This window comes from Mycolicibacterium madagascariense (genome assembly GCF_010729665.1).
GTDB classification, from domain to species: Bacteria; Actinomycetota; Actinomycetes; order Mycobacteriales; family Mycobacteriaceae; genus Mycobacterium; species Mycobacterium madagascariense.
On the sequence record NZ_AP022610.1, the window covers coordinates 5,510,274 to 5,530,736 of the forward strand.

Consider the following 20,463-nt stretch of genomic DNA (forward strand, 5'->3'; position numbering starts at 1 on the left):
GCGGCGTGAAATTGCCTTTCGGCGACGCTCCGTCATTCTGGTGTTCGTGGAACTGCGCGCACTCGAGTACTTCGTCGCCGTCGCCGAGGAGGAATCCTTCACCCGTGCCGCGGTCAGGTGCCACGTCACCCAACCGTCGATAAGTCAGCAGATCCAGTCACTCGAGCGCGAACTCGGCGAGCAACTCTTCGAACGCCTCCCCCGTGGCATCCGGCTGTCGCCGGGAGGTCGGGTGCTCCTCGAACACGCCAAGCGGGCACTCGAGGCCGCCGCCGAGGCCAAGTCGGAGTTCTCCGCACGTGCAGGCCTGGTCACCGGCGAGCTGAATCTCGGTACCGTCAGCGGCGTCGAACGCACCGTCGTCCCCGTCGTTCTGGGTGAATTGCACGCCAGGTTCCCCGGGGTAAAGGTCACGCTGGCGGAGGACACCAGCGCCCCGCTCCTCAACCTGGTCCTCCAGGGACGGCTCGACGCGGCCGTCATCGCGCGCCCGCTCGACGAGCTGCCCGCCCAGGTTGGCTCCGCCACCTTGCTGTCCGATCGGCTGATGGCCGTCTTCGACGACGAGCGATTCTCCTTCGACGGGCCGACGATCCCGCTGCTCGCTCTCGACGGCGTCCCGGTCATCAGTTACGCACCGTCCAGCGGACTGCGTCCAATCCTGCAGTGCGCGTTCGAGTCCGGCGGTCTGGCGCTGCACGTCGACTACGCCGTCAACGACACCCGGTTGCAGGTGGCGCTGGCGCGCCAGGGAGTCGGGGTTGCCGTGTGCGCCGGTTCAGACCCCGCGCTGCTGGACGCCACGGACCTCGTCGCACGGCCCCTCGAACCGGAGGTGCGGTACGACAAGATCCTCGTCTGGCGCACCGACCAGACGCCGCGAGCGGCGTTGCGCGCCTTTCTGCGACTGTGGAGCGACGCGTTCGTCGACGGTCGCGGCCAGTCCAACGGCGCGGGTCGCAGCGAAATCCCTCGCCAGTGAGGGGGACGGCACGATGCCTCGGCTGCCGGGTGTGGCCTGGCCCCGCGGCGGGAATCACCCAGGCATGACCGCTCTGCTCGAGGTGCCCCGCCAGGTCGCCGAATCCGCGCTGTCGGTGTTCGGCGTGCGCACCGGGACCGAGGAACCCCCGTACACCGCCACCCCGCTCGGCGACGGCGTCGAGATCCGGGAGTACCGCGAACGCATCGCCGCGGAGACGACGGTGACGGCCGGGGAGGATGCCGCGCGCAGCACCGGCTTCCGGCGACTGGCCGGTTACATCTTCGGCTCCAACCGGGGCAGCGCGAAGATCGCGATGACGGCTCCGGTCGCCCAGGCGCCAGACCCCAAGGGCGACTGGGTGATTCGGTTCTACATGCCGTCGAAGTGGGCGATGGGCGAGCTACCCACCCCCAACGACGACCGGGTCCGGCTGGTCACGGTGCCCGCCGAGACGGTCGCGGTGCTGCGGTTCAGCGGGGACCGTAGCGCGCAGGCCGTCGCCGAGCGCACAGAGCAGATACGAAAGGTGTTGCGCGACAAGGGCTTCGACGCAACGGGCGAGGCCGTCGCGTGGTTCTACGATCCGCCGTGGACGCTGCCGTTCCTGCGGCGCAACGAGGTGGCGATCGCGCTCACTGCAGCGCCGCGAGATTCTCCACGGACCGTTTGACGTCCCCCTTGATGACCCGCGCGACGAGCGCGCCGACCGGCCCGTTGAGGACCGAACCGCTGAGATCCGCCACCAGGTGGAACACGGTGCCGGGGTGGTCGTCGGAGATGTCGGTCCGCAGCGAGATCTGCACGCCGCCGAAGCCCTTCCCGCACATCTCGATGCGGTGCGGCTCGTCGTAGTTGGTGACCTCCCAGTGGATGGTGTTGCGGAAGCCCTTGACCTTGATGAGCGAGGACACCTTGGTGCCCTTCTCGATGACGTCGGGCACGGCGCTGCGCCACCCACCGAAGATCGTCAGCCACTCGTCGAAGCGCCCGAGGTCCGACGCCAGCTTCCACGCCTTGTCGGGGCTGAGCTGCGAGGTGACGGAGACGTCAACGTTGGCCATGCCCGCATCTCTACCCAATGCGTCCGCCGGGCAACCACCCTCGGGTCACGGCGCCGGCGTGGCGCCCAGCAGCCGGATCAGGTCGGGCTTCATGGCCTGCAGCTGCGCACCCCAGTAACCCCAGCTGTGCGTGCCGTCCGGCGGGAAGTTGAATACGGCGTTGCGGCCGCCGAGCGCCAGGTACTGCTTCTGGAACTCCTTGTTGGTGTTGATCGTGATGTTCTCCAGGAACTGCGCGCTGTACTGCACGCCGAAGTCGCCGGGGGTGTCTAGGTCCGAGGTGACGCCGTTGCCGCAGTAGATCCACAGCGCGGTGTTGTTGGCGACCAGGGTCGGCAGGTTGACCATCGGGTCGTTGCGCCGCCACGCCGGGTCGCTCGACACGCCCCACATGTCGGTGGCGTTGTAGCCGCCGGCGTCCTTCATGGCGAACCCGATCATCGTCGGCCACAGCCCCTGGGACGGGTTGAGGAAGCCCGACAGCGAGCCGGCGAACACGAACTGCGACGGGTAGTACGCGGCGAGGTTCAGTGCGGCGCCACCGGACATCGACAGTCCCACCACCGCGTTGCCCGTCGGCGCGACGCCCTTGTTGGCGGCCAGATAGGCGGGTAGCTCCTGGGTCAGGAACGTCTCCCACTTGTAGGTCGACGTGCCGGCGCTGCCGACCGCGGGCCGGTACCAGTCGGTATAGAAGCTGGATTGTCCCCCGACGGGCATCACGACCGACAACCCGGAGTGGAAGAACCATTCGAAGGCGGCGGTGTTGATGTCCCAGCCGCTGGCGTCGTCCTGCGCGCGCAACCCGTCGAGCAGGTACACGGCGTGGGGTCCGCCGCCCTGGAACTCGACCAGGATGTTGCGACCCATCGATGGCGAGGGCACCTGGAGCTGTTCGACGGGCAGGCCGTCGCGCGAATAGGCCGCCGCCGTCGGCGTCAGCCCGAGCGTGCCGAGCAGTCCGGGCAGCAGCGCGACGACGACCATCACCGCGGCCCACCGTCGGCCCCACCGATCCCCATTGCTCCTCGGCATCACGGCTGGTCTCCATCCCTCGCTCATCCCGTCCCCGGCAAGCTAACAGCGCACGCGAACCCCACCCCGCCGCCCACGCGCGGCGTAATCGGCTTGTGATCAAGACGTTTCGACGCCCGCGACACGCCGACGCGTCGGGTGGACCCCCTCGGCGGCCGACGCCGTATACGCCGATAACCTGTGAATTGACCCATAAGTCAAGCGCCGGACCCGTGAGCACGGCACACTCATCGCAAACAGAGAAGGAGCATGTCCATGTCAGACACTGGATCGTCCCTCCCGTCGACCCGCGGACGGGCCGTGCGCCGCATCGCAGGCGGCGCGTTCCTCGCCGGCGGACTGCTTGGCACCACGCTGCTCGGCACGCTGCCGTCGGCCTTCGCCAACCAGGATCCTTCGCAGGCTCCCCCCAACTGCACGGCGGCCGATCTCGAGGGCGTCCGCGCCGGGGTGTCCGCCTCGACGTCGGCGTACCTGTTCACCCACCCCGACTTCAACTTCTTCGTCACCAGCCTGAAGGGGCTGCCGCGCGACCAGGTGACCAAGCAGATGCAGGACTACCTCAACCAGCATCCCGACACCAAGGCCGACATCACCGGCATCCGCCAGCCCCTGGTGGACATCAAGAACAGATGCGGCGGAGCGCCCTAGCCCCCGCCGGCCAGCAGGCCGACGGTCCGCCACCACACCACCGCGGCGAACAGCACCAGCACGGCCACCGAGAACGCGGTCTGCACCAGCGTGCGGTTCGCTCGCGGGGTGGACGCGAACACGGCGCCCACCGCCGCGCCGGTCAGCAGCCCGCCGACGTGGCCCTGCCAGCTGATCCCCGGCACGACGAACGTGATGCCCAGGTTGATCACGATGAGCCCGATGATCCAGCGGACGTCGAAGTTCAGCCGCCGGGCCAGCGCGAACGTCGCTCCGAAGAGTCCGAAGATGGCACCCGAGGCGCCGAGGGTGCCGCTGTTCGGCGCGGTGAGCACGTACACCAGCACTGATCCGCCGAGCGCGCTCAACGCGTAGAGGGCGACGTACCGGGTGCGGCCCAGCCACCGCTCCAGGGCGGGGCCGATCACCCACAGCGCCCACATGTTGAACAGGATGTGGGTGACGCCGTCGTGCAGGAAGGCCGACGTGATCAGCCGGTAGTACTCGCCGTAGTACGCCGTCCCGGCCGGCCAGAGGATGAGCTCGCGCTGCAACCCCGGTACCGCCTTCTGCAGCACGAACATCACCACGTTCGCCGCGATCAGCACGTACGTCGCCAACGGTGCGTGCACCGGCCGGCCGCCGAACGGGGTCCTGGGCCGTCGGACGGACCTGGCGCCCTCGCCCACGCAGTCCGGGCACTGGTGGCCGACGGCGGCCGAGCGCATGCACTCGGGGCAGATGGACCGCTGGCAGCGGGTGCAGCTGACATACGTGCCCCGGTCGGGGTGGCGGTAGCACGCAGGCGGAGCTGTGGGGTAGCTGGAAGTGCTCACGACCACCAGTGTTCCAGCCCCGCCGGGACCTAGAACCGCCAGAGCGCTTCCTGGGTGGTGTTCGCAACCAGGGCGCCGGACCGGTCGTACATCGCGCCGACCACCAGACCGCGGGCGTCGCTGTTGTTCAGCCGCGTGACCTCGTAGCGGTGCCAGTCGTGCGGGACGAACGGCCGGTGGAACCACACCGCGTGGTCGAGGCTGGCGGCGACGCCGACGCCGGGGTCGTGCGGGGCGCCTGCCGGCCGCGCCACGGGCACCGGCCCGAAGTCCGACATGAAGGTCAGCGCACACGCCCGCAGCAGCGGGTCGTCCTCGATGCGGCGCCTGGTCCTGATCCAGAACGGCGGCACGACGAACGGTGAGTCGTCGGTGGGCCGCGCCCGGAACTCGAACAGCCCGTCGAACCCGAGGTCGGGCTCCTTGGGCACCGCGTCGTCGAAGGAGATTCCGGGCGGGGTGCTCGGATGCCAGTCGGCGCCCGACTCGGGCCGGTGGAACGACGCGATCATCTCCAGGATGGTCTGACCGTTCTGCACGGCGGTGACCTGCCGGGTGTCGAACGAGCGGCCGTCGCGCGTGCGGACGACGTCGAATTCCACGTCGACGCCGTACTGCCCGCCGCGGACGAAGTACAGGTGCAGCGACTGCGGATGCTTGTCCGGCTCGACCGTCGCGCCCGCCGCCCCCAGCGCCTGCGCCGCGATCAGCCCGCCGAACAGCCGGCGGTTGGGACCCGCCGCGGGTTGCGGCGCGACGAAGGCGTCACCGTCGCGCCGGAAGTCCAGCATCCGCGCGACCCAGCTCGGCTTCTCGGACTTGACACCTGTCATCGGTGGGCCAGCGTAGCGGCCCGCCCGTCACCGGCCGTCGCCCACGTAGCGATCGACCCCGACCACGTAGAGCGCCACCACCGCCAGCGGCGCGATCAGCGGCACCCACGGCAGGCTCAGCGGCACGGTCGCCCCCACCACGGCGATGGCCGAGAAGCCAAGGGCGCCAAGCATCGTCGGCACCGTGAGGACGGCCGCGGCGTCACCGGTGCTCGCGTACCGCAGCATCAGGTAGACCAGCGCCGACATCCCGGCCAACGCCGCCAGCACCGGGGAGGGGGCCGACAGCGCCAGCGCCCCGGCCGTGGCGAGCACCCCCACGGCGGCCGCGCCGCGGAACGCCACACCCGCCAGCACCGCCAGCAGCGCCACCCCCGCGGCGAGGAGCGCGGGGCCGCTGCTCTGCACGGCGCCCGCGGCCACCATCAGCAGGCCGAACGCCAGGGACAGCACCCGCACCGCGTCACCTCCCCGCCCGAGCGCCCGGCCTGGTGCGGCGGCGACGCGGCACCAGACCCATGACCTGGTCCAGGGTGCCCGCCTCGGACCAGACCACGACGTCGACGCCGATCGTGCGCATGTCGCGGTACATGAACGACCGCTGCATCGACCACATCCGGCCCACCAGCGGATCGGCCAGGTCGGCGAACGGCGCACCGTCGAGGACGTCGACCGCCACGACGACGTGACCCCGACGGCACAGGTCGATCAGCGCCAGGGCGAAGTCGGTGTCCAGCAGCGTCGAGAACGCGACGACCACGGCCCCGGGCGGGACGGCCGGGCGGGGAGCCAGGGTGCCCGTCGTGGTCTCGTGCTCGTCGCCCGCCCCGAGGACCGCGTCGAGGACGCGGTAGAACTGCCGGCGTCCGATGTCGGCGCCCAACCACCGGGGCGATCCGCCGAGCGCGACGACGCCCGCCCGGTCGCCGTTGCGCAGGGCGCTCTGCACCACCTGTACCGCGCCGCGCACCGTGCGTTCGGTCGCCTCGGTCGCGGGACCGGGCGGCTGGTCGTAGGTGTCGACGACCACGACGACGTCGGCCGCCCGTTCGCTGAGCCGCTCGGTGACGTGCAGGCTGCCGCGGCGCGCGCTGACCGGCCAGTTGACGGTGCGCAACTGGTCACCCGGCACGTAGGAGCGGATCCCGCCGTACTCGACGCCGCGGCCGACGTGTCGGGTCAGATGCGTGCCGAGACGGTCGAGCAACTCGGTGCGCGGCAGCGCCGTGGCCCGTGCCGGCGCGACGGGAAAGACGAAGACGTCGGCCGCGGCGACGTGGCCCGCGGCCGTGCCGGTGAGCAGCCCGCCCCGCCCGGCGACCCGCAGCCCTGCGACCAGCGGATAGCGACCCCAGCGCGGCGCGGTCAACGCGATCTCGATCCGACCCGCCGCGTCCCTGGTCGCCTCGAGCTGAGCGCCGGCGGCCGTGGTGATCGTCAGGTCGACCGGCGTGCCGTCGTCGGTCGTCGCCCACACCACCAGGTGCGCCTCCTCGCCCTCGAAGCAGCGCACCAGCGCGGGCTCGGCATGCACCTGAACGTTCGGCACCGGCCGCTGCCATGGCAACGACATCAGCGCGCCCAGCAGCGGTGCGGCGAAGACCGTCAGCTGCCAGCGCCCGAGCAGCGCCGCGCCGAGGGCCACGGCCACGCACGTCGCCAGTGACAGCGCGAGTGCCGAAGCGCGCCAACGCATCTCGACGTCGGTGTGGCGAGCCTCGATCACGTCGCACCGCGCGTGCGCGGCACCGGGAGTCGACGCAGCAGCTCCTCCACGACGTCGGTGGTGCGGACCTGTCTGACCCACATCTCCGGGCGCAGGCTGACGCGGTGCGCCATGGCCGGCACCGCCAGTGCCTTGACGTCCTCGGGTATGACGTAGTCACGACCGGCGAGAAGCGCTCGCGCCCTTGCCATTTGGACCAGGTCGAGCTCGGCGCGCGGGCTGGCGCCGACCGCGACCTGGGGGTGCTGACGGCTGGCGACGGCCAGGGCCACGACGTACTGCAGCACATCCTCGTGCACGGTCACCTGCTCGACGGCCTCCCGCATGGCCAGCAGTTCGGCCGAATCGACCACCCGGGCGACGGTCGGCTCGGCCGAGCCACGGTCCAGCCGACGCCGCAGCATCGCCGCCTCGTCGCGTTCGGACAGGTAGCGCAGGTCGAGGCGGACGGTGAAGCGATCGAGCTGCGCTTCGGGCAGCGGATAGGTGCCCTCGTACTCGATCGGGTTGTCGGTCGCCAGCACGATGAACGGTTCCGGCAGCCGGTGGGTGATGCCGTCGACGCTCACCTGCCGCTCGGCCATGGCCTCCAGCAGCGCGGCCTGGGTCTTGGGCGGCGTGCGGTTGATCTCGTCGGCGAGGAGCAGATTGCTGAAGATGGGACCCCTGCGGAATTCGAACCGGCCCGACTGCATGTCGTAGATCGTCGAGCCGAGGAGGTCGGCGGGCAGCAGATCGGGCGTGAACTGCACGCGGGTGAACTCCAGCCCGAGCGCCGCGGCGAAGCACCGGGCGATCAGCGTCTTGCCGAGGCCGGGCAGATCTTCGATGAGCACGTGCCCGCCGGCCAGCAGCGCGGTCATGATCAGCACCAGCGCGGGGCGCCGGCCCACGACCACCTGCTGGATCTCGTCGAGCACGGCCTCGCAATGGGCGGCGGTCGTCGTGACGGGCAGGCTCATATGGCCTCCAAACGCTGCAGCACCTCGGCGAGCACCTCTCGTCCTGGACCCGGTTCCCCGGCACCGGTGGGCGAAACGTCGTCCGGGTCGACCCACTGCCACAGCCGCTCCCCGAACAGCGCGAGTGCGGTGGCGTGAAAGACCCTCGGATCCTTGCCCTTTCGTCGTCCGGTCGCGAGCTCGAACTGCCGCGCCAGCATGGGCCGCAGATACTTGTCCCAGTCCGATCGGGTCGAGTCCGCACGGGCGATCAGGATCTCGGTCTTCGACAGCCACCGTCGCAGCGACTCGGCCGGGTCACGGGCGCGGGAGTCGTCGATCGACGACGCGGCCGCGCGCACCAGGAACCAGCGCGCGACGAGCAGGACGGTCGCCGCCGCGACCGCTCCCAGCCACAGCGCGACGCGGCGGTCGGGGTTCGCCAGCGCCAGCAGCTGACAGCCGAGCACGGCAACGATGGCGACGATGGCGAGCTTCTTCACGTCCGGCTCCTCAGCTCGTCGAGCACCTGGGTGAGGACCGCGACCGCTTCGTCACGGTGCCCCTCGTTCATCACGTGCGGACTGAACCGCGCCTCGTCGAACAGCTCGACGAGCTGGGTGGCGCTGTCCGGTGCGAGGGCCTGGTGCTCGACGGCGCGGGCCAGCACCTCCGACGCGGTGTCGAAGTCGCGCGGGGCCGCGTCGGGCAGCAGCGCCAGTTGGCGTTCCATGGCGGCGTAGCACGCGATGATCGCCTTGCGCGGCTCGCGGCTGGGATCCTCGACCTCGGCGAGACCGACCTCCGCCGCACGCACGAGGGACTCCGAGCCCGTCTCCACGCGCGGTGCGGCGTCGTCGGCGGGCGCGCCGAGCGGCGACCCCTGGGTCCGACGGCGGCGGCTCGACCCGACGACGGTGCCGACCACGATGACGCCGAGGAAGACCACCGTCGCGCCGAAGAAGTAGCCGAGCAGGTTCGCATGGGACGGTTCCGCCTGCGGCGCGGGCGGGGGCGGCGCTGCCGGGGGGCTGGCCGGGCTCGTCGCCGTGGGCGCGGCCGGAACGGGACCGCTCGACGGCGAGGACGGTCCGCCGGCCAGCTTGCCGAGCAGCATCGTCAGCAGCAGCCAGCCGAGGATCAGCGCGAAGGCGATCAGCGCGACCCGCCACGTCGGTCGGCCACCACCGGCTTCGCGCAGCCAGTCCGACGCGCCCGCCGGACGGGGCGGGGCTGACGTGCGGTGGCGTAGGCGGGCGATCACGGCCACGGCGATGACGGCCACCGCACCGACGAGCAGAACGACCACGACGGCGAGCGCGACGGGGTGCTGGCCCGGTTGCGTGCGCTGGGGCGGCTCGGCACCGGGGACGTATCCGCGCAGCGCGACCGTGGCCACGACCAGCAGCGCGACCACGACGGTCACGGGAGCGATGCTGCGTGTCCTCCCCCGAGGCTGCACGTGGCCGACGCTACGCGCCCCGACGGGTCAGGCGAGGTGTTGGGCGAAGAACGTCATAATGCGGTGCCAGGCGTCCTCGGCCTCGGGTTCGGAGTAGGCCAGTCCCGCGATGCCCTCGACCAGCCGCAGCGGCCCCGGCATCCCGAAGTCGTTCATGAACGAATGGCCGACGCCGGGGTACTCCTTGACGTCGTGCGGCACCCCGCCCTCGGTCAGCACCCGCTCGACCCGATCCGCGGCACCGCGCAGCATCCAGTCCCTGCCGCCGTAGCTCGCGACCACCGGGCACGCGTGCCGCAGCGGTTCGTAGAGCGAATCGTCGTTCAGCACACCGTAATTCGGGGCGACCGCGTCGAAGGACCCGCGCGGGGCGAGCAGCAGGCAGAAGCCCCCGCCCATGCAGAACCCGACCGCGCCGACCTTGCCGGTGCACCGCGGATCGGCGACGAGGTGGTCGCGCGCCGCGACGAGGTCGTTGACGGCGACGCCCGCGCCGGTCGACAGTGCGCGCAGGGTGCTGACGACGCACTTCGGCCGGAAGCCCCGGCGGAACAGTGCCGGGGTCAGCGCCAGATAGCCTGCCGACGCCAGGCGGTCGGTGATCCGCCTGACGTCGCCCGTCAGCCCGAGAGCATCGTGGACCACGACGACGCCGGGCCACGGCCCATCGCCGTCGGGCACCGCGAGATAGCCGGGCAGCGGTCCGGCTGGGGCGGGAAAGGTGATGTCGGACATGGCTATTCGGCTCCCACCACGGCTACCGCGAAACCGTCCCAGCCCTTGGTGCCGACCGTTTGGATCGCGGCGGTCTCCAGTCGCGGATGGGCGCCCATCATCGCGAACATCTCCTTGACCGCGGTCGCCTGCTCGTCGTCGGGCGCCGGGTCGAGCACGCGGCCCATCCTCGCGATGTTGTCGACGACGACGACCGCGCCGGGCGTCGCGAGCCGCACCGCCCATTCGACGTAGCTCGAGTTGTTCTCCTTGTCGGCGTCGACGAAGAAGAAGTCGAAGCGGTCCCCGCGGTCGGCGAGCACCGGAAGCGAGTCCAGCGCCGCGCCGACCACGATCTCCACCCGATCGCCGACGCCGGCCCGGTCGAGGTTCGCCCTGGCGACGTCCGCATGCGCCTGCGCGAACTCCAGCGTGACCACGCGACCCGCGGGTCCGACCCCGCGCGCCAGGGCGATCGTGCTGTACCCAGCCAGCGTGCCGATCTCGAGGACCCTGGTGGCGCGGGTGCTCCTGGCCAGCAGCGTCAGCAGTTTGGCGTGCTGCGCGGACACCTCGATCTGCGGCATCCCGGCGGCGACGGCCGACTCGCGGGCGGCGGTCAGCGCGGCGTCCTCGGTGTGCAGCAGCCGGGTGAACATGTCGTCGAGGGCACGGGGATCGGGCTCGGCCATGGACTCCACGGTAACGCCGCTCACCTGACGCCTTCCTTCGCGTAGATCACCCGGAGCACGTGTCCGACCTCGGGACCCATCACCAGCTCGGCCAATTCGGTGAACGTCGCGACGAACTCCGTCCCGTGCGGCGGTTCGGCACGACACAGGTGGTGGGCGACCTCGTGCAGGACCACCAACTCGCGCAGCGCCCAGGTGTCCCCGCGGTCGGGCACGGCGATCGCCGCGACCTGCCCGTCGTACTCCCAGTGCGCGGCCGTGACACCGCGACGGCCGCGCACCGCCAGCGGAGGTGCGGTAGGCCAGCGCGTCCGCACCGACGGCAGCGCCAGCACGTCGTCGACGTAGCGCCGCACGGAGTCCACCGAACCGAACCGGGCCTCGGGCGGCAGCGTCAGCTGGGCGCCGAAGAACTCGACCGAACGACCGCGCTCGCCGGCGGCGTCGAACAGCGTCCGCACGAACTGCTCGGCGGCGTAGACCCGGGAGCGCTGAACGTCGCGCGGCATCGGCCGCTACCGGTTCAGGGGGCGGCGCGCACCCGTCAGCTCGGTGCTCGGCCCCAGCCGGGCCCGCCGCCCCGCCCGGTCCCCGGCCCGGCGAGCCGCCGACGAGTACCCCGCCGATGCGCTGGTGGCCCGCCACGTGCCGCGCGCCTTCGACGCCTCGCGGTAGAAGCTCTTCAGCTCGACGTCCTTGTTGCGCAACGCAATCGCCGTACCCGGCTGCTGATCGCGCCCCGTCGTCGCGGCCGCCCTGGCCTCCTCGCGCGCCTCCGCCAGCCGCTGTCCGATGCGCGCTCCGAACGCCAGATGGAAGTTCAGCCGGGCCGTGATGGTGGGCGTCGGGCGGTGCTCACCGGTCGCGATGTACGCGTCCGAGGCCTTGACCATCTGCACCACCAGGCTGGCGTACAGCGCGTGCGTCGCATCGATGTCCTCGGCGAACCCGTAGGCGTACACGAACGTCGAATTCGAGGCGACGTCGCACTTGACGTCGTTCGCGACGGCGATCGCCACGAACAGCTGCACGTAGGTCCGCAGGCCCTTGCTGCCTGCCTCGCCGATCGTGATGGTGCGCTGCACCGGCACCTGCGCGGGGCTGCGCTCCTTGGAGTGCGCCCGCGCGACGGCCAGGTCGATCGACGTCGTGGTCGCCAACCGCTGGGCGGCCGACATGAACGCCTCGGCCTCGTGCGGGTTGTCGGTGTTCTCCGCCTGGCGCAGGAGGGCGGCGATGCGCGCCAACATCTTGTCGTCACTCATGCGCGATCCCGCTCCGCTCGCTGGCCCTTCTCGCTCTCACTCATGGGCCCCACCCTAGGGAACCCCTCCGACTCCTTCCGGCCAGCAACTACCTGCCGACGAAGCCGTCCAGCGCCGTGACGAGTTGCCGAGACAGGGGGGCCTGCTTCGCGTAGTTACCCACGTTGTCGGTCGGGTCGTCGCGCAGCACGTGGTTGACGCCGGTGAGCCGGACGACCGTCAGCGCGGTGTGGGCGAGGGCGTCGAACAGCGGTTGCTCGGCGGGGCACATCGCCTGGGTGTCGGAGTCCGAACAGGTGGCCAGGACCGGCATCCCCGCGGGCAGGCGTGCCGCCAGCGCGAGCGGATCGATCGCGTCGGCCTCGACGACGGCCTTGACGTTGCCAGGATTGAGGATGGCGCCGAGGCCCTCCGGCAGCTTGGCGGGTGCGGTGCCCTTGGTGCGGGCCTCGTCGACGGCCGCCAACCAGGCCTTGATGACGTCGTCGGCCTGCGGTGGCGTCTTGGCGCCGGCCTTCACGTCGGCGGCGACGCTGGACCGCACGCGGTTGGTGATGATGTCGAGGTAGCGGCCGGCGAGTGGTTGCAGCAGTCCGAGCGAGTGGATCTTCGGGGCGTCCGCGGCGGTGTCGGTGGCCAGGGCCATGGCGTGCACGCCGCCCTCCCCGACCGCGTACACCGAGACGTGCGTCCGGTCGGTGCTCGGTTGGGCCGCCAGGTAGCGGACCGCCGCCTTGGCTCCGGTGGTGTAGACGGCGCTGCCGACGTCGGCCGGCCGTGCCGCGTAGGGGCCGAGGCCGGTCTTGCCCGTACCGACCTTGTCGTAGCGCAGCGTCGCAATGCCCTTGCTGGACAGGTACTCCGCGAGTTGCCGCATGTTGCCGATCGGCCCGGCGACGGCGTTGTCGCCGTTGCGGTCGGTGTTCCCGCTCTCGGAGAGCAGGAGCGCGGCGGGGCCCGGCGGGGTGTCCACGTCGTGCCGGTAGGTCCCGTGCACGGTCAGACCGTCGGCGACGAACGTGACGTCATCCTCGACCCAGCCGTGCCGTGGCGCCGCGGCGGTGCTGCTGACGGCGTTGCCCCCGCCGCCCGACCCGCAACCCGCGAGCAGCAGCGCCACGAGAGCCAGCCACAGCCCCCTGCGCACCCTCGTCACAGGTGCACCTCGATCCACGACACCACGTCGTCGAGCACCACGTCGCGTTCGGGTTCGTTGAACACTTCGTGGTAGAGGTCGGGGTACACCTTCAGATTCGCGTCCGCCGAGCCGACGCATTCCACCAGGCGACGGCTGCCGTCGACCGGGATCAGCTTGTCCTGACCCCCGTGCACGACGAGGAGCGGCGCGGTGATCGCGGCGGCGCGCTGCGGCATCGTCGACCCGACCCCGATGAGCGCCTTGGCGATGCCCGCGGGCAACTTGCCCTGGTGCACCAGCGGGTCGGCCCGGTAGGCGGCGACCACCTCGGGATCGCGCGAGACCGCGTCGGTCGGCAGGTTCTCGACCGGCAGCCCCGGCAGGATGCCGCCGAGGACGTTGGCGACGGCAATCATCACCGGGGACACGCCCTCCTGGGCGTACACCGCGGGTCCGGACAGCACCATGGCGGCGTAGTCGTCGGGATGCTCCACGCCGTAGGTGAAGACGACACCGCCGCCCATGCTGTGGCCGAGCACGACGCGCCCCAGGCCGGGATGCGCCGCGGTGGCGATGCCGACCAGGTGGTGGAAGTCGTCGGTGTACTGCGAGATGTTCTGCAGATACACCCGCTTGCCGCCCGACCGGCCGTGTCCGCGCAGGTCCAGCGCATAGGTGAGCAGCCCGGCCGCGCCGAAGCGCTGGGCCACGTGGTGGTAGCGCCCGGCGTGCTCGGCGTATCCGTGACACAGGATCACCACACCGGTCGGGGCGACGTCGGGGGTCCACACGTCGTAGACGATCCGGACGCCTCCGACTCCGTCGAAGCTGTTCTCGCTGCGGGTCGTGGCCATCAGGGGAGACTAGCGGGCGGGCTGGGCGATCTCAGCGCCGAAGGCGCGCTGTTCGCCCTGTGGCCACCCGCTCGGCGCCCCCGCCCCGGAGGAGCGCGCGGACTAGCCGCTCGGGGGGATCACCGGCAGCGTGACGCTCGACGGATGCGCGGCGTCGTGCAGGATCGTCTGTGTCGCAACGACACTGGCGGCACTCTGACCGAACGGCTCGCCGGTGTTCGGGTTCGGGGCGAACTGTGGATAGTCGCTGCTGGAGATCTCCACCCGGATGCGGTCACCGGCGCGGTACAGATAACTGGTCGGCCAGACGTCGATCCGGTACGCGGTCGGCTGGGTCGGCGACGGGGAGCCGCGGTAGGACGTCCGCACGATGCCGTCGTTCAGGTTGACGACCTCGCCATCGGGCTTGACGACGGCCACCTTCGCGGTGAAGTCGGTATCGGGAGCCGACGATCGAGCCCACAGGTCCACCGTCGTGGATCCGGTTACCTCGGTGTCGTGCGGCAGCGGGTCACTGGTGTAGACGAGGACGTCGGAACGCTGCTCGACGGGGGTCTGGTCGTAGGGCCCCTGTGGTCCGGTCAGCGCGCCGCAGCAGGAGTGCCCGCCGAGGCTGGGCGCGGGGAATCGCGGGTCGTAGGTGTACCCGTCGGGGGCGTCCGCCGCGGGCGGGGCGGCGGTGTCCAACCGGCCCTTGCGGTCGGCGATGCCGCCGGGGCCCGAGAGGTAGTACGTCGTCGGGCGGGTTCCCGGCAGCGGCCAGCCCGACGCGGTCTTCCACTGGTTGGCGCCCATCAGGAAGTAGTCGACCCGCGGCGCACCGGTGGCGACGCCGTTGTCCCTCCCCTTGAGGAAGTGGTCGTACCAGTCGAGCATCAGCTCGTTGATGGGGCTGTTCGCGACCGGGCCGATCGCCTTGAGCTGCGGGGCGGGCGTCGACTCCGGCCGACCCCAGTCGACGTGATCCCACGGCCCGATGATCAACCGCTGGTTGGCGCGGGCCGTGGCGTTCGCGGCGTGGGCCACCATGCCGGCGAAGTTCTCGACGCCGCCGGCCAGGAACGCGTCATACCAGCCTTCGAAGTGCATCACGGGCACCGTCACCTTGGGGTAGCGGTCGCGGATGCTGAACTGCTTCCAGAAGTCGTCGCGCGTCGAGTGGCGGATCCAGTCGAAGTACCAGGGCGCCACCGCCGGATCGTTCGGCTGCAGGGGCGGGAGGTCCTTGAACGGGCGGTAGTTCAGCCACCGCGTGGGATCGGCTGTCGCAGCGGCCAATTCGTGCACCGTCGCGGCGTCGTTGCGGTTCTTCGCCGCGGTCGTGGCGATCGTCTCCATGGCCCACGGCAGGACGAACGCCAGCCGGAACTCACCACCCTCGTAGGTCCAGCCGTCGTAGTAGTCCGACGCCGTGTTCGCCGGCACGATGGTGACCAGGTGGGGTGGCGCGGTGACGGCGGCCAGCCACTGCGTCGCACCGACGTAGGACGAGCCGTACATCCCGACCTTGCCGTCGGACCCCGGCAGCGCCGCCGCCCACTCGACGGAGTCGTAGCCGTCGGCCTGGTCGTGGGTGAACTCGCTGAACGTCCCGCCGGACGCGCCCTGACCGCGGATGTCCTGCACGACGACGAGGTAGCAGTGCGAGGCGAACCAGTCCGGCGGCTGATATCGGTCACCGGCCTGGGCGCCGTCCTTGCCGTACTGGGTGCGCATGAGGATCACCGGCACCGCTTCGGAGGTCTTCGGCCGGTAGACGTCGGCCCGCAGGACCGTGCCGTCGCGCATGGTGGCGGGGACGTCGGTCTGCTTGGCGACCGGGCACGGGCCGCGGCCGGGGTCCGGTGGCCAGGGTCGGGCCGCGGTGTTCGTCGACGAGCAGGCGCCGGCGACGAGAGCGACGGCCAGCACCCACGCGGCGATCCGGACCGTAGGCGCGCGCACCCGTTCACGCTAACCCCACGGCGCCCGCCGACCGTCGGGCACGGCCACCCGCCGAAGCTGGGAACGTGCTGGCAAAGCCTGCACCCCGCTAAGGTCGGAGCAATCGCACTGATGGGATGGACGCCTTGGAGCCTCGAATCGCGGCTCACCCTCGGGTGCGCGAGGCCCTGCGCAGCGCCGTCCGCGCGTCGGCTCCCCGTCCCGCCGCGGCCATCCGAGCCGCCGGGGACTTCAATCAAAGCCTTTGGGCCGCAGTGCTTTCCGAGATCCGCTGGGCGTTCACCCCGCCGCGCACGTGGCTGCTCGGCGTGGTGGCCAACCTGTTCCTGGCCGCCGCCTGGCTGGTCGTCCAACCGCTGACCGTCCATGGCCGCCACCAGGATTGGGTCGTCCTGGTCGGCACCTACTTCTCGTCGTTCATCCTGGCCGACGTCACCACGACGAACCTGCTCGGCGCCGATCACTACCGCGTGCTGCAGGCCATCGCCGACGGCACGTCGATGGGCCGCATCCTGCTCGTCAAGAACCTGACCCTGCTGGTGCTCGTCGGCCTGCCGACCCTGGTGGCGGCGGTCGGCATGACACTGTGGTTCGAGAAGGTCTCGCGCCTGACCTACACGATCCCCAACGTCGCGGTGCCGATCGTGTCCTGGATCGGCGTCGGCAACCTCGTCTCGGTGCTGCTCCCGGTCAGCGCCGAACCGATGGTGCGCCGCTGGCGCCAGCGCGGCGACCGACGCCGCATCGCCGGCTGGCTCTCGGCGCTCGTCCTGCCGTACGCGCTGTACTACGTCGCCGATCCGATGGACGGCGTCGGGCACCGCGTCCTCTGGCGGCAGGCGCCCTCGTTGGTCGGCCGGGTGCTCGGCCGCGAATCGAAGAGCTTCGTGCACCTCGGGATCGCGCTCGGGGTGTGGCTCGGCTGTACCGTCCTGGCGCTGCTGTGGGTGCGCCGCCGCGGTCTGCGGATGGGTTGAGGCGCTACTTCGGTGGCATCCTGATGCCGCCGTCGACGCGGACGACCTCGGCGTTCATGTAGGAGTTGGTGATCAGCTCGAGGACCATCGAGGCCAACTCCGCCGGCTTGCCGAGGCGATGCGGGAACAGCACCGACTCCCCGAGCTTGGCCTTGAACGCCTCGGACGCCTCGCCCTCGCCGTAGATCGGGGTGTCGATCAGGCCCGGCGCCACGGTGTTGACCCGGATGCCCACTGCGGACAGATCGCGGGCCACCGGCAGCGTCAGCCCGACGACGCCACCCTTGGACGACGAGTAGGCCGCCTGGCCGATCTGACCGTCGAACGCCGCCACGCTCGTCATGTTGACGATGGCGCCGCGCTCGCCGGTGTCGGTGAACTCGTTGCGGCCCATCGCGGTCGCCGCCAGTCGGATGCAGTCGAACGTGCCCACCAGGTTGATGGCGAGCACCTTCTTGTAGGCGTCGAGATCGTGCGCCGACGAGAACTCGCCGTCCTTGCCGATGGTGCGCTGTGCCCAGCCGATGCCCGCCGAGTTCACCAGTGCGCGCAGCGGACCGAGGTCGGCCGCCGTGTTGACGGCGTCCTCGATCTGGCCGGTGTTGGTGACGTCGACGCTGACGAACACGCCGCCGATCTCGTGGGCCAGTTCCTGACCACGTTCGGCGTTCAGGTCGGCGACGACGACGCGCGCGCCCCTGTCTGCCAGTTGACGTGCGGTGGCCGCGCCGATACCCGACGCGCCACCGGTGACGATTGCGCTAGCTCCGTTGATGTCCACGGCGACAGACTAAGCGTCGCCGGCAACGTCGCGCAGCCGCCCCAGCACCTGAGTCATCCAGCGCTCCAGAGCTCTGCGCTGAGTGGGGCCGACACCGGCGAACACGACGTCGCGCACCAGGGTGACGTGCCCCGGTGCCGCGGCCGCGAGCGCCGCCCGCCCCGCCGCCGTCAACGAGACGGTCGCGCCCCTGCGATCCTCACCGGCCCCCCGTTTGGCGATCAATTCTCTGGATTGCATCCGCCGCAGCTGATGCGAGAGCCGGCTCTGCTCCCAGCCCAGCCGCTCGCCGAGTTCGTTGACCCGGCAGGCATCCTGCTCGTCCAAGGCGACCAGCACGTCGTAGTCGGCGAGTGACAGCCCGCAGTCGCGCTGCAGTTGCCGGTTCATCTCGGTCTGCAGCGCCGCGCTCATCGAGAGGTACGTGCGCCATACGCGTTGTTCGTCGTCCGACAGCCACATGGAATATATGACACATCATCTAAGTTGTCGTGTCCAGCGGCAGCCACCTAGGCTGTCGGACATTCCTCGAGGAGCTCCCATGACCACCACCGACATCGTCGACATCAGGCGTGCCGCAGACCGCGCCGCCACCACGCTCTCCTGGCTGGACTCCAAGCACTCGTTCTCGTTCGGCGGCAACTACGACCCCACCAATACCCACCACGGGCTGCTGTTGGTCAACAACGACGATTCGGTGAGGGCTGGCGCGGGATTCGAGACCCACCCGCACCGCGACATGGAGATCGTCACCTGGGTGCTGCGCGGCTCGCTGGTGCACCAGGACTCCACCGGTCATTCGGGAGTGATCTATCCCGGTCTGGCGCAACGGATGTCGGCCGGACGCGGCATCCTGCACTCGGAGAAGAACGACGCGTGGACGCTGACGGGTGACCCGTCGCATTCCGAGCCGGTGCACTTCGTGCAGATGTGGGTCGTGCCCGACGAGGCCGGCATCGCCCCCGGGTATAAGCAGCTCGAGATCGACGACGAGCTACTGCGCGGCGGGCTCGTCACCATCGCGTCGGGCAGGCCCGCGCACGCCGGTCAGGCGGCCATCACGATCAGCAACCGCCACGCCGCGCTGCACGGCGCGCGGCTGGAACCCGGCGACGGCACCGAGCTGCCGCACGCGCCGTACCTGCACCTGTTCGTCGCCCGCGGCGAGGTCGTGCTGGAGGGGGCAGGCCCGCTGCACGAGGGCGACGCCGTCCGGCTCACCGCATCCGGCGGACAACGCATCACCGCAACCGAACCCTCCGAAATCCTCGTCTGGGAGATGCATGCGAGCTTGGCGGCGTAAGGCCCTCGGCGCCCTCGGCGTCCTGCTGTTGGCGGGATGCTCGTCGGGAGCCCCACAGGCGTCGAGTCCGAGCGCCGGCACGCCGGCCGGATTGTCGGAGGTGACGGTCCAGGTTCCCGACGACCTCGGCGCGGCCCCGTTCGACGAGCCCCGAAAGGCGTTGGTGCCCAAGGGTTGGACGATGTCGGTGTTCGCACGGGTGCCCAAGCCGCGCCTGGCGGTGTGGGCCCCCGACGGCGAGCTGCTGGTGTCGGTGCCCAGTACCGGTCAGGTCATCAGGGTGCAGCCGACGGGTGGCGGACCTCAGCTGCAGGTCCTCATCGACGGGATGCACCAGCCGCACGGGCTGGCCTTCGCGGGGTCCACGCTGTACGTCGCCGAGAGCGATCAGATCGACGCCTTCGACTACGTCGATCAGAAGGCGCTGCGTCCCCGTACGGTCGCGGGCAATCTCCCCGATGCGCGCAGCCCCGAACTCGGGGGCGCGTACGCCCACGCGCTCAAGAGCGTGGCCGTGGGGCCGGACGGCGCGGTGTACTTCTCGATCGGCTCGACCGGCAACGTCTCCGCGGCCGACCGCACGGCCACCCCGCCCCGCGCCACCATCATGCGGGTCCCCCCGGGCGGAGGGCCCTACGCACCGTTCGCGACGGGTGTCCGCAACGGCACCGGCCTCGCGGTCGCCCCCGACGGCGCGGTGTGGACGGCGGTCAACAATCGAGACAACGTCGAGGTGCCCGACCCGGGCCCGTCCTACGGCAAGGTGGTCCCCGACTACGTGAACGACCATCCCCCGGAATCCGTCGCCAAGCTGACCCCGGGGCGCGAATTGGGTTGGCCCTACTGCAATCCCGATGGCGGGCCGGCGAATCTGCGACTCATCCGCGACGTCCAGGACAACCCCGACGGCACCAAGCTCGACTGTGCCGCGCTGCCGCCGATCGAGCAGAGCCTCGGCGCGCACTCCGCACCGCTGGGGATGAGCTTCGTGGACGGCGCACTGCCCGAGCCCTACGCGCACGGCGCACTCGTCGGCGTGCACGGCTCCTGGAACCGGCAGCCGCCCCGCGCGCCCGAGGTGTCGTTCTTCCCGTATGCGAATGGTCAACTGGGCAACCAGCAGACGCTCGTCGGCGGATTCCAGGCCGCGGACGGATCGCGCTGGGGCCGTCCTGTCGACGCCGTCGTCGGACCGGACGGCGCGGTGTATGTCACCGACGACGCCGCGGACGCGATCTACCGGGTGGCGCCGCCGGGGAAGTGAG

At 70.9% G+C, this 20,463-nt stretch carries 24 protein-coding genes; 6 read left to right on the plus strand and 18 right to left on the minus strand.

The features are described from left to right. Positions 1-46: 46 nt before the first annotated feature. Both G6N60_RS26200 and G6N60_RS26205 read left to right on the plus strand, forming a co-directional pair. Positions 47-982, plus strand: a complete 936-nt coding sequence (locus G6N60_RS26200; RefSeq protein WP_163742874.1) for a LysR family transcriptional regulator — start codon at positions 47-49, stop codon at positions 980-982. 64 nt (positions 983-1,046) lie between these two features. Further along, the gene (locus tag G6N60_RS26205; RefSeq protein WP_163742876.1) at positions 1,047-1,655 is read left to right on the plus strand and encodes an SOUL family heme-binding protein; all 609 of its coding nucleotides are present in this window, start codon (positions 1,047-1,049) and stop codon (positions 1,653-1,655) included. On the opposite strand, the gene G6N60_RS26210 is transcribed toward G6N60_RS26205, so the two are convergent. Together G6N60_RS26210 and G6N60_RS26215 are read right to left on the minus strand one after the other, a co-directional pair. Then, positions 1,618-2,046, minus strand: coding sequence for a type II toxin-antitoxin system Rv0910 family toxin (locus tag G6N60_RS26210; protein WP_163742879.1), 429 nt, complete (start codon positions 2,044-2,046; stop codon positions 1,618-1,620). The two genes, G6N60_RS26205 and G6N60_RS26210, sit on opposite strands and share 38 nt — an antisense overlap. Before the next feature lie 45 nt (positions 2,047-2,091). Further along, on the minus strand, positions 2,092-3,033 hold the full coding sequence (locus G6N60_RS26215; RefSeq protein ID WP_246241326.1) for an esterase family protein: 942 nt from the start codon (positions 3,031-3,033) through the stop codon (positions 2,092-2,094). Between the two features lie 303 nt (positions 3,034-3,336). On the opposite strand from G6N60_RS26215, the gene G6N60_RS26220 reads away from it, so the two are divergent. Continuing rightward, positions 3,337-3,732: a heme-binding protein gene (locus G6N60_RS26220; RefSeq protein ID WP_163742884.1), complete on the plus strand. Its 396-nt coding sequence runs from the start codon at positions 3,337-3,339 to the stop codon at positions 3,730-3,732. Here the strand turns inward: G6N60_RS26220 and G6N60_RS26225 are convergent. The 14 genes from G6N60_RS26225 to G6N60_RS26290 form a co-directional block, all read right to left on the minus strand. Continuing rightward, positions 3,729-4,568, minus strand: a complete 840-nt coding sequence (locus G6N60_RS26225) for a rhomboid family intramembrane serine protease (RefSeq protein ID WP_163742886.1) — start codon at positions 4,566-4,568, stop codon at positions 3,729-3,731. The genes G6N60_RS26220 and G6N60_RS26225 overlap by 4 nt on opposite strands. 29 nt (positions 4,569-4,597) lie before the next feature. Then, a complete protein-coding gene (locus G6N60_RS26230) occupies positions 4,598-5,401 on the minus strand; it encodes an acyl-CoA thioesterase (RefSeq protein ID WP_163742888.1) in 804 nt (267 codons plus the stop codon). 27 nt (positions 5,402-5,428) lie between these two features. After that, the gene (locus G6N60_RS26235) at positions 5,429-5,860 is read right to left on the minus strand and encodes a hypothetical protein (RefSeq protein WP_246241055.1); all 432 of its coding nucleotides are present in this window, start codon (positions 5,858-5,860) and stop codon (positions 5,429-5,431) included. A gap of 4 nt (positions 5,861-5,864) precedes the next feature. Next, positions 5,865-7,097 (minus strand): DUF58 domain-containing protein, encoded by a 1,233-nt coding sequence (locus G6N60_RS26240; protein WP_163744591.1) that lies wholly within the window; start codon positions 7,095-7,097, stop codon positions 5,865-5,867. A gap of 26 nt (positions 7,098-7,123) precedes the next feature. After that, positions 7,124-8,089, minus strand: a complete 966-nt coding sequence (locus G6N60_RS26245) for an AAA family ATPase (protein WP_163742891.1) — start codon at positions 8,087-8,089, stop codon at positions 7,124-7,126. Next, positions 8,086-8,571 (minus strand): hypothetical protein, encoded by a 486-nt coding sequence (locus G6N60_RS26250; RefSeq protein WP_163742893.1) that lies wholly within the window; start codon positions 8,569-8,571, stop codon positions 8,086-8,088. Before G6N60_RS26250 ends, G6N60_RS26245 begins: the two co-directional genes overlap by 4 nt. After that, positions 8,568-9,494: a DUF4129 domain-containing protein gene (locus tag G6N60_RS26255; RefSeq protein WP_246241057.1), complete on the minus strand. Its 927-nt coding sequence runs from the start codon at positions 9,492-9,494 to the stop codon at positions 8,568-8,570. The genes G6N60_RS26250 and G6N60_RS26255 overlap by 4 nt, the downstream gene beginning before the upstream one ends. A gap of 63 nt (positions 9,495-9,557) precedes the next feature. Next, positions 9,558-10,265: a dienelactone hydrolase family protein gene (locus tag G6N60_RS26260; protein ID WP_163742895.1), complete on the minus strand. Its 708-nt coding sequence runs from the start codon at positions 10,263-10,265 to the stop codon at positions 9,558-9,560. A gap of 2 nt (positions 10,266-10,267) precedes the next feature. Then, positions 10,268-10,936 carry an O-methyltransferase gene (locus tag G6N60_RS26265; RefSeq protein WP_163742897.1) on the minus strand — a complete coding sequence of 223 codons (669 nt, stop codon included), beginning with the start codon at positions 10,934-10,936 and terminating at the stop codon, positions 10,268-10,270. Between the two features lie 20 nt (positions 10,937-10,956). Further along, on the minus strand, positions 10,957-11,445 hold the full coding sequence (locus G6N60_RS26270; RefSeq protein WP_163742900.1) for a TIGR04338 family metallohydrolase: 489 nt from the start codon (positions 11,443-11,445) through the stop codon (positions 10,957-10,959). Between the two features lie 6 nt (positions 11,446-11,451). Beyond that, positions 11,452-12,201, minus strand: coding sequence for a DUF2786 domain-containing protein (locus G6N60_RS26275; RefSeq protein ID WP_163742902.1), 750 nt, complete (start codon positions 12,199-12,201; stop codon positions 11,452-11,454). Positions 12,202-12,289: 88 nt separating this feature from the next. Further along, positions 12,290-13,357 carry an alpha/beta hydrolase family protein gene (locus G6N60_RS26280; protein ID WP_163742904.1) on the minus strand — a complete coding sequence of 356 codons (1,068 nt, stop codon included), beginning with the start codon at positions 13,355-13,357 and terminating at the stop codon, positions 12,290-12,292. Then, positions 13,354-14,193 (minus strand): alpha/beta hydrolase, encoded by an 840-nt coding sequence (locus tag G6N60_RS26285; protein WP_163742905.1) that lies wholly within the window; start codon positions 14,191-14,193, stop codon positions 13,354-13,356. The genes G6N60_RS26280 and G6N60_RS26285 overlap by 4 nt, the downstream gene beginning before the upstream one ends. A gap of 102 nt (positions 14,194-14,295) precedes the next feature. Further along, on the minus strand, positions 14,296-16,137 hold the full coding sequence (locus G6N60_RS26290; RefSeq protein WP_372511075.1) for a CocE/NonD family hydrolase: 1,842 nt from the start codon (positions 16,135-16,137) through the stop codon (positions 14,296-14,298). A gap of 116 nt (positions 16,138-16,253) precedes the next feature. Here G6N60_RS26290 and G6N60_RS26295 point away from each other — a divergent pair, with 116 nt between their 5' ends. Beyond that, the gene (locus G6N60_RS26295) at positions 16,254-17,114 is read left to right on the plus strand and encodes a hypothetical protein (protein WP_179969747.1); all 861 of its coding nucleotides are present in this window, start codon (positions 16,254-16,256) and stop codon (positions 17,112-17,114) included. A gap of 4 nt (positions 17,115-17,118) precedes the next feature. Here G6N60_RS26295 and G6N60_RS26300 read toward each other — a convergent pair whose 3' ends face one another. Beyond that, positions 17,119-17,895 carry an SDR family NAD(P)-dependent oxidoreductase gene (locus G6N60_RS26300; protein ID WP_163742910.1) on the minus strand — a complete coding sequence of 259 codons (777 nt, stop codon included), beginning with the start codon at positions 17,893-17,895 and terminating at the stop codon, positions 17,119-17,121. Between the two features lie 9 nt (positions 17,896-17,904). Continuing rightward, positions 17,905-18,366: a MarR family winged helix-turn-helix transcriptional regulator gene (locus G6N60_RS26305; protein ID WP_163744597.1), complete on the minus strand. Its 462-nt coding sequence runs from the start codon at positions 18,364-18,366 to the stop codon at positions 17,905-17,907. Positions 18,367-18,436: 70 nt separating this feature from the next. On the opposite strand from G6N60_RS26305, the gene G6N60_RS26310 reads away from it, so the two are divergent. Further along, complete coding sequence (locus G6N60_RS26310) at positions 18,437-19,198, plus strand: pirin family protein (RefSeq protein WP_163742912.1); 762 nt, start codon at positions 18,437-18,439, stop codon at positions 19,196-19,198. Beyond that, on the plus strand, positions 19,179-20,462 hold the full coding sequence (locus G6N60_RS26315; protein ID WP_163742914.1) for a PQQ-dependent sugar dehydrogenase: 1,284 nt from the start codon (positions 19,179-19,181) through the stop codon (positions 20,460-20,462). Before G6N60_RS26310 ends, G6N60_RS26315 begins: the two co-directional genes overlap by 20 nt. Position 20,463 lies beyond the last annotated feature (1 nt).